Consider the following 8,596-nt stretch of genomic DNA (forward strand, 5'->3'; position numbering starts at 1 on the left):
TGCATGCGTGACGCTGTGGTGGCCCTGGCCTTGCTGGGCTTTATCTTCTTTGCCGTCAAGAACACGTTCAATGCCTACGTGCTCTGGGGATGGGCCGGGCTGGCGTCGCTCGGCACCTACGTGTACGGCCCGATGGCGTCGATCCCGTACGTCATGCTGTTCGCGGCCATCACATTGGTGTCGGTGGTGTTGCGCAGGCAGTTGGACATGACGGCACAAGGGATCATGCCGATCGGCGGGCTGGTGCTTCTCCTGTTTCTCATCTGTTTCCACGGTTTCCTGTGTGCGTTGTTCGCTTACGCCGGCACGGGGCGAAACTGGGAGATGTGGGGCGACATGGCCAAGACCATCACCTTCTGCCTCATGATGCCGCTCATGGTGAACAGTCGGGCCCGGGTGGTGGTGCTGGTGACGGCCATCGTCCTGGCCATCGGTACACGCGGCATCGTGGACGGGGCCAAGTCCATCGTCAGCCTGGGGGCTCACAACGCTTCGGGCATCGTGGGCGTGGCCGACAACAACCACTACGCCATGATGTTGCTCATGATGATGCCGTTGGTTTACACCCTCTTCAGCCACGCCAGCCATCGCCTGGTGCGCCTGGGATGGCTCGGCATGCTGGGCTTCATTGCACTGGCCGTGGTGGCCACGAACTCGCGTGGCGGCCTGATCGGCCTGACCGTGTTTACCGCCTGGATGCTGCTCATCAGCCGCCACAAGGTCGGTGGCTTCTTTCTCATCCTGGCAGTGGTGCTGGTCCTGTCTCAGATCGTGCCGGAGTCCTGGTACCAACGCATGGAGACGATCAAGGAGGCCAACGAAGACGACTCCTTCATGGGCCGTGTGGCGGCCTGGAAGATCAGTTCGGCGATTGCGCTGGCTCACCCGATCTTTGGCGGTGGGTACCGTGCCATCCAGTCGTACGAAGTCTGGGACCGATTCAAGTACTCCCAGGGCTTCATGGGTTTTGTGGAAACCCCGGTGTTGAACTCCAGCGCGGTGGCGGCTCACAGCATCTGGTTTGAAGTGGTCGCCGATCAAGGCTTCGTGGGGCTGGGCCTGTTCGTCTTGCTGATCCTGAGTTCGCTGTACTACTGGCGCAAGGTGCGCCTGCTGGCCAGAAAGAACATGCAGCAGGTGCACTGGGCGTTCGACCTGGCCAATGCCTTGGCCGGTTGTGTGGCGATCTATGTGATCACCGGGTCTGCGTTGAGCGCAGCGTACTTTGAACTGCCCTACATCCTGATGATGCTGATGGGCGTGGTGTATCTGGTGGCACTCAAGGAAGTCAAGGCGTCGCACCTGCCTGCGACAGCGACGGCGTCATCGTCATCGTCATCGTCGAATGCTCGAACCGCAAAAAGGGGCGCAACATGACCGCACACCCCATCAAGATCCAGTCGATCGAGGCTGCCCGTGCGGTGGCCGCGCTTCTGGTCGTGTTCCTTCACGCAGGCAACATGATGCGTGTGGAGCACCTCACAGGCCACGTGGGGGTGAACAACTTCTTCGGCTTCGGTTATGTGGGCGTTGATTTCTTCTTCGTGCTGAGCGGTTTCGTCATCGCTTACATACAGCGCGACAAACTGGGTCGACCTGGTGTGGCGCTGGACTATCTCTGGCGTCGGGTCACCCGCATCTATCCCATCTATTGGTTCATTCTCCTGCTCACCATCGCCATCACCCTGGGAGGCAAGTTGGCCTTGGGCAAGGAAGTGTTCCTGGACATGTCGCTCGCTGATGTGCCGGGCACCGTGTTTCTTTTGATGGACAGCGAGCCTCCCAAGTACGTCGGGGTGGCCTGGTCCCTGCAATACGAGATGATGTTCTACGTCATGTTCGTGCTGCTGATCCTGAACCGCCGGCTCGGGCTCATGCTCTTTGGCGTCTGGGCCATCTTCGTATTGATGAACATATTTGGCGTGACCAAGGATCTGTTGCCGCTCAACCTCGACAACAGCTACTGCATCCAGTTTCTGATGGGGGTGGCGTGCGGCCTGCTGCTGGACAAGCTGCCTTTGCGCGGGCGCCTGTCCTACTGCTACTGGGCCGTGGGCTTCTACGCGGTCTGCATCTTCATCGAGATGTTTGGGCCCATGGGGTTGCACAGTCACCTGGGGCGCCTGATGCTCGGCGTTGCCGGCGCATGCGTGATCGTGGCCCTGGTGACGGCGGAGCGGGATGCCGGCCTGCGCGCTCCGAGCTGGCTGGTCTGGCTGGGGGCGGTGTCCTACTCCATCTACCTCGCACACATCGTGCTGATCAACGTCGCGTTCATGATCCTGCTCAAACTCGGCATCTACCACCAGTTGCCCGAGTTGGCCACGTTCGCCTTCGCGGTGGTTTTCGCTGTGCTGCTTTCCTCGCTGATCGGGGCTTACGTGGAATTGCCCCTGATTCAACGGCTCAAGCGTGTGCACTGGCGCAAAGCCCAGCCGGTGGTTCAAGGCAAGGTGCTCTGAGCACGCACAGCTTCTCGTCGTATCTCTTTGTGTTGCCTGGCGGTTCGGCCCGCCGTCAGGCTTGAGACCCGGATCGGGTGCCGATTTCAAGGCGGTTGTCTTATGTTGTTCACCACGAGCACATTCGCGTTTCTGTACCTGCCGATCGTCTTGTGCGGCTACTTCCTTCTGGGATGGCGCTCCAGCACCTGGCCCGCGGTGTGGCTTTTCCTGGCGTCGGTCTTCTTCTACGGCTACTGGGTGCCCGAGTTCACGCTGCTGCTGCTGGGTTCGATCGCCGCGAACTTCCTGATCGGCCGGCGCATCGCAGCGTCCGAGCGGGCAAGCCGCTTCTGGCTGGTGGTGGGCCTGGTGTTCAACCTCGGGCTCCTGGCCTATTTCAAGTACGCCAACTTTTTCGTCGACAACATCAACGCGGTGCTCGGAAGCGAATGGCGCCTCGGGCGGATCGTCCTGCCCATTGGCATTTCGTTCTTCACGTTCACCCAGATCGCCTACCTGGTGGACACCTGGCAGAACAAAGTGCGCGAGGTTCGTTGGGTCCACTATGGCCTGTTTGTCACCTACTTCCCGCATCTGGTGGCGGGTCCGGTGTTGCACCACGCGCAGATGATGCCGCAGTTCGCCAACCCGGCGGTGTACCGCTTCGATGCCACGCACTTTGGGCTAGGCTTGGTGATCTTCTCCATCGGTCTGTTCAAGAAGGTGGTGCTGGCCGATGGCATCGCCCCGTACGCAGACGCCGTTTTCAACCCGGCCGACAGCGGCGTGACGCCGGGCAGCGCGGAAGCCTGGATCGCCGCGTTGGCCTATACCTTCCAGCTGTACTTCGATTTTTCGGGCTACTCCGACATGGCCATCGGCCTGTCTTGGATGTTCAACATCCGGCTGCCCTTCAACTTCAATTCGCCCTATAAGGCCACCAGCATCAGCGACTTCTGGCGGCGCTGGCACATCTCGCTGTCCAACTTTCTGCGCGACTACCTGTACGTGTCGCTGGGTGGCAATCGGCGTGGCGTGGTGCGTCGCTATCTGAACCTGGCGTTGACCATGTTGCTGGGTGGACTGTGGCATGGTGCGAGTTGGTCCTTCATCTTGTGGGGTACCTTGCACGGCGCCTATCTCGTGATCAATCACCTGTTTCGCGCCGCGATGGAGCGGCTGGGCCTGCGCTCGGCGCTGGACGCCAGCCGCGCGTTCACGCTATTGGCTTGGGCCTTGACCTTCCTGGCGGTGGTGGTCGCCTGGGTGTTCTTCCGCGCCGAAACCCTCGATGGTGCACAGCGTGTGCTGCTGGCCATGCTGGGGCGAACCCCCGCGCACACGGATGCCGGCTTGCTGCTGTGGAACGCCGGCCTCGAAGCGGGGACGGCCATCGGATGGTGCGTGGTGCTGGGCGCGATGGCTGTGCTGTTGCCCAACAGCAATGCCATGGGGGAGCGGTTGTCGATCTGGCTGCGCCGTAGCGCTGCATGGCGTCCCGCCGTCATCGCTGCCGCCTTGGTGTTCTCTGCCTGCATGGTGGTGCTCAACACCGCACGCGACGCGGTGAGCGCCTTCATCTATTTCAACTTCTGAGGACGGCGATGGTGCGAGCCCTTGTTTCCGCTGGCGTCGGTGTTCTGGCGTTGCTCGTAGCGGGCGAGCTGGTCTTTCGTGTCCTGCCCGTGTCGACCGCCACGCAGACCGATTACCACCTCGATCCCGACCTTCTGACCTATCCACCGCACCACCGCTGGCAAGTGTCTTCGGGATGGGCGCTGCGCCATGCGCAATCGCTGCAGGCCAACAACTGGGGCTTCCTGGCCGACCACGACTTCGCCCCCGACGCCGATGCCGTGGCCCTGATTGGCGACAGCTATGTGGAATCCTCCATGCTGGATGCGAAGGACCGTCCCGCCGCGCAACTCGAGCGCCTGTTGGGCGGGCGCAAGGTGTATGCCATGGGCACGCCCGGTACCGCGCTGCTGGACTATGCCCAGCGCATTCGCGTCGCGCATGAACGCTTCCAGGTGCGAGATGTCGTCATCTTCATGCAACCGCTGGACGCCGGGCAGTCCTTGTGCGGTTCGGGGCACGTGGTGAGCCGATGCCTGGATCCCGGCAGTTTCGAGCCTCGCATCGAGCGGCAAGCCCCTTCAGGCTTTCTGAAGAATGTGCTGCGCCACTCCGCGCTGCTCCAGTATGTGATGAGCCAGATTCGATTCAAGCCTTCCGCCCTGGTGCGCAGCATGTTCACCCGCTCCACGCCGGAGATGCAGGATGCGCCAGCGCCTGCGCACGAGGGGCGCAGCCTGCCGGTCGATCCGAATGCCGCGGCGCGGTCCAGGCAGATGGTGGACGCAGTGCTGGAGCACTTCTTTGCCACCGTCGCGCCGCTGGGCTTGCGCAAGCTCGTGGTCGCCATGGACGGCGATCGCAGCGGCCTGGCACCGGAGACGCCGCTCATGAAGCTCGAGCGCGACCATCTGATGCGCAGGTTGCGCGAACGGGGCGCGCTGGTGCTGGACATGCAGCCGGTGTATGCCGCGAACGCGGCGCTGACCCGGCGGGCCATCAATGTCGCGCCGCAAGATGCCCATCTGAACCGCATCGGTGTGCGCCTGGTGATGGAGCCGGTCTCCAACGCGTTGTGAACGCGCTCAGGTGTCCGACCAGCGCCGACGGAGGATGCCGCGGGCACTGGCGCTGAAACGGCGTACTTCCACCTCGATGGGTGGCTTGATGGTGATCACGCACACGTACCAGGCCACCAGGAATCCCACGCCATTGATCAGCAGGCTGAAGAAAAGGGACGCATTGGGGTGGACGTAGGTTTTCATCAGCCAGCTGACGCAACCCGTGGCCGCCGACACGATCAGGATGGAGACGTTGCCCCGCAACCAGCGCCGCACGCCCAGGCCGAAATAGTGCCTGTTGATGAAGAGCAAGGCGGGAATGCCGATGATCTGACCCACGGCCATCGCGATGCCGAAGCTGACCAATGAGCCATCGAAAAGAACCAGGGCGAGCGCGATCTTGATGCTGAGGATGAGCAACAGCGGAACGGCTGCCACATAGGGCTTGCCGATGCTCATCAGCGCGGGAGGGGTGAGCCTGAACAGCACGGCCACCGCGCCGCCCAGGCACAGCCAGGGCATCACGTTGACGCTGCCTTCCCACTGCGGCCCGAACAGGAAGAGGATGATCTCGCGGTCCATCACGGTCATCCAGACCATGGCGGGAATGATGATGACGGAGATGTAGGACGAGGCCTGCTGGATGGCGCCGGCCATGTCTTCGTTGGCGTGGTGCAGCCTGGACAGGTAGGGCAGGGCGAAATAGTCGATCGTGGACTTGAACACCGTGTAAGGCAAGGCCACGGCCGAGACCGCCTTGTTGAAGTACCCGACCGCCGAGGGGGTGCTCATTTTTCCCAGCATCACGTCGGGCAGGGCCATGTCCAGCGCCGCGATGGTGGAGGTGGTGATGGAGCCGGTTCCGAAGTGGGTGATCCTCTGCCACCCCTTGAGGCTGGGAATCCAGGGCATGGGCGTGGTGGAGTACCAGTGGTAGGCCGCGCCGGTCACGATGATGTTGATCAGATTGGCCCACGCCATCGTCATGTGGCCGTGGCCCGTGTAGGCGAGCACGATGCTGGCGATGAAGTAGGTCACCACCGAGATCGCCATGACCTTGGACGTTCGCTTCACCTCGAGGTTGCGGGTGAGCAGCGCGAAGGGGATGGAGCCGAAGGGGATGAAGACGAAGCCGATCGCCAGCACCTTCACCACGTCGCCGACTTCTGGCGTCTTGAAGAAGTCGGACCAGAGATACGAGGAGAAATACAGGATGGCGGCCACACTCCATGATGAAAGCAGCAGAACGCCGAGCGCCGTGCGGATGGTCTGGAGGTTGACCTCTTTCTCCTTGACGATGTAGGAGAACACACCGAAGTCGCGAAACACGTGCGCGAAGGTCACCAGAATCGCGCTCATGGAGAAGATACCGACGTCTTCGGGTGTCAACAGGCGCGCAAGGATGACCGACAGGGAGAAATTGGCGACCGTGGCGCCATTGCTCACCAGAAACTGAAGGCCGATTTTTTTTCTGAGCGAGTTCAATGGCGGGTAGAGGTTGATCGCGGGATGGCACCGGCAAGTGCCCGCACATTGTAGAGAGGCAGACTTCCTGCGCGCCGCATGCACAGGCCGAATTGAGGTATTTGGCACCACATCTACACTTGAATTGCCATGCCCGCGCTACATGGCCAGATCTCCGTCCTGAGCCAACAGGTGCGCGCAAGCCGCTTTGGCGGCGATGGGCAGGTCGATGTGCTCGACCTTCATGCGGCAGGGTCGACCATCGACATCGATGAAGGTCGACATGGATTCGGTGCCCAGCCCCGCTTCGAAGACATGGGGTTCGATCGAGAGGCCGCTGCCCAAGGCTTTCAGGCAGGCCTCCTTGCGGGTCCAGCAGCGCAGGAAGGCGTCGAGCTGCGTGGTCGACGCGGTCGCCTCGAAGGCGGCAAACTCCCTGGCGCTGAAATTGCGTCGGGCCAGCGCCTGCAGATCGTCCATCGGTTGCATCACTTCGATGTCCACGCCAATCGGCACGGCGTCGCACACGCCGATGAGCGCCCAGTCGCCGCTGTGGCTCATGTTGAAGTGCGGCATGCCGGCGCCCACGAGCCGTGGTTTGCCGAAGGCGCCTTCGGTGAACGCCAGCGCAGCGGCAGGTCTGCCCACGTGGTCACCGAGCACGCTGCGCAGGGCCTGGTGGCTGATCCGGTAGCGGCGCGCGTCGCGCTCGAAGCGAAAGCGCGCGGCCTTGGCCAGTTCGTTCGCGTCCAGCTGGGGTGTGCGCATTGCGTTGTCGAGGCCCGCGCCCAGATCCACCAGCCACAGGTGAATGGCGGGCGAGACGAGGGAAGTCAGTGGTATCGGATTCATCGTTGGACCGGTAGGATAGCGGGCGCTTGTAGCGCCATGCACGTCTGTGTTGCGCACACCGATCGAATTCAGACCCACTTCACCATGACTCCGGCTCTTTCTGTTTGGATGGATCTGTGCCGCGTGCTGGCCGCGCTGGCGGTCTACGTCGGGCACTCCTCTTTGCTGCTCGTGGCGCCCGAGGGTGTGAGCGCGACTTGGCAGCGCTCTGCCGATGATGCGGTCACCGCGTTTTTCGTGATCTCGGGCATCGTCATCGCCCACACCAGCCGCCAGCGGCTGGATGCAGGTGGCGCGGGGCACTACGCGCTGGCGCGCCTTTCCCGGGTGTATTCGGTGGCGATTCCCGCGGTGCTCTTTGCGCTGGCGGTGGATCTGATCGGGATGCGCTGGGACCCCAGTCTCTACGTGGTCGACTGGCAATACCCACGGCTGTGGCTGCACCTCCCGTTTCATTGGCTCTTTCTCGGGGAAACCTGGTTCGGTGCCATTCAGCCGTTGAGCATGGCGCCCTACTGGTCGCTGGGATACGAAGTCTGGTACTACGTCCTGTTCGGCTGTCTGCTGTACCTGCAAGGCCGGACGCGCCAACGGGTCGTGGTCGTGGTTCTGCTGATCATGGGGCCTCGTATTCTGCTGTTGTGGCCGGTGTGGTGGCTGGGCGTGGTGCTGTATCGGCGCATGGACCGCCTGCGCGTGACACGCGCATGGGCCTGGGCCTTCATGCTCGCGGCCATGCTGGGTTATGGCGTGTTCTTTCTCTCGGGTCTTCGCGCCGAAACCGATGCTGCATCGAAGGCGTTGTATGCCTGGATCAGCCGCGGGTTGCCCAGCCCGTTCGATCCAGGTTCCACGGTGCACGTCCTCTCCGACTATGTGATGGCGCTGTTGTTTGCGCTGTTCGTGGTGGGGGCCGCGCATTGCGGGTGGAGCTTTGGCGATCGGGGCGCGCGGGCCATCCGTTTTCTCGCCGGCTTCACTTTCACGTTCTATCTGATTCACTACACGCTGCTGCTCTGCGCACAGGCCATGGGCTTTGGCGCGCCCTCCTGGGGCATCTACTTCGTGACCTTCCTTGTCGTCTGCTTCTTCACCTGGGTCGTGGCGCAGGTGGGGGAGTTGCGCCGCGACAGGTACCGCCAGTGGCTGCGGGCCTTGGCGCGCAGGCTGGCCCCAGAGTGACGCTGACCCGCAGGCCGC

Annotated in this window: 7 protein-coding genes; 5 read left to right on the forward strand and 2 right to left on the reverse strand. The window is 62.5% G+C overall.

Annotation, left to right across the window (positions count from 1 at the left end):
* Positions 1 to 3 precede the first annotated feature (3 nt).
* The 4 genes from F9K07_RS13930 (at position 4) to F9K07_RS13945 (ending at position 5,098) form a co-directional block, all read left to right on the forward strand.
* Positions 4 to 1,377: a putative O-glycosylation ligase, exosortase A system-associated gene (locus F9K07_RS13930; RefSeq protein WP_159594006.1), complete on the forward strand. Its 1,374-nt coding sequence runs from the start codon at positions 4 to 6 to the stop codon at positions 1,375 to 1,377.
* Complete coding sequence (locus F9K07_RS13935; RefSeq protein WP_159594007.1) at positions 1,374 to 2,462, forward strand: acyltransferase family protein; 1,089 nt, start codon at positions 1,374 to 1,376, stop codon at positions 2,460 to 2,462. Before F9K07_RS13930 ends, F9K07_RS13935 begins: the two co-directional genes overlap by 4 nt.
* Positions 2,463 to 2,564: 102 nt before the next feature.
* A complete protein-coding gene (locus F9K07_RS13940; protein WP_159594008.1) occupies positions 2,565 to 4,040 on the forward strand; it encodes an MBOAT family O-acyltransferase in 1,476 nt (491 codons plus the stop codon).
* Between the two features lie 8 nt (positions 4,041 to 4,048).
* Positions 4,049 to 5,098: a hypothetical protein gene (locus tag F9K07_RS13945; RefSeq protein WP_159594009.1), complete on the forward strand. Its 1,050-nt coding sequence runs from the start codon at positions 4,049 to 4,051 to the stop codon at positions 5,096 to 5,098.
* A gap of 6 nt (positions 5,099 to 5,104) precedes the next feature.
* Here the strand turns inward: F9K07_RS13945 and F9K07_RS13950 are convergent, their stop codons facing one another.
* Together F9K07_RS13950 and F9K07_RS13955 are read right to left on the reverse strand one after the other, a co-directional pair.
* A complete protein-coding gene (locus tag F9K07_RS13950; RefSeq protein ID WP_236581960.1) occupies positions 5,105 to 6,565 on the reverse strand; it encodes an oligosaccharide flippase family protein in 1,461 nt (486 codons plus the stop codon).
* A gap of 138 nt (positions 6,566 to 6,703) precedes the next feature.
* The gene (locus F9K07_RS13955; RefSeq protein ID WP_159594011.1) at positions 6,704 to 7,396 is read right to left on the reverse strand and encodes a 4'-phosphopantetheinyl transferase family protein; all 693 of its coding nucleotides are present in this window, start codon (positions 7,394 to 7,396) and stop codon (positions 6,704 to 6,706) included.
* 84 nt (positions 7,397 to 7,480) lie between these two features.
* Between F9K07_RS13955 and F9K07_RS13960 the strand changes: the two genes are divergently transcribed.
* Positions 7,481 to 8,578: an acyltransferase family protein gene (locus tag F9K07_RS13960; protein ID WP_159594012.1), complete on the forward strand. Its 1,098-nt coding sequence runs from the start codon at positions 7,481 to 7,483 to the stop codon at positions 8,576 to 8,578.
* Positions 8,579 to 8,596 lie beyond the last annotated feature (18 nt).

The organism is Hydrogenophaga sp. BPS33, assembly GCF_009859475.1.
Classification (GTDB): Bacteria; Pseudomonadota; Gammaproteobacteria; order Burkholderiales; family Burkholderiaceae_C; genus Hydrogenophaga.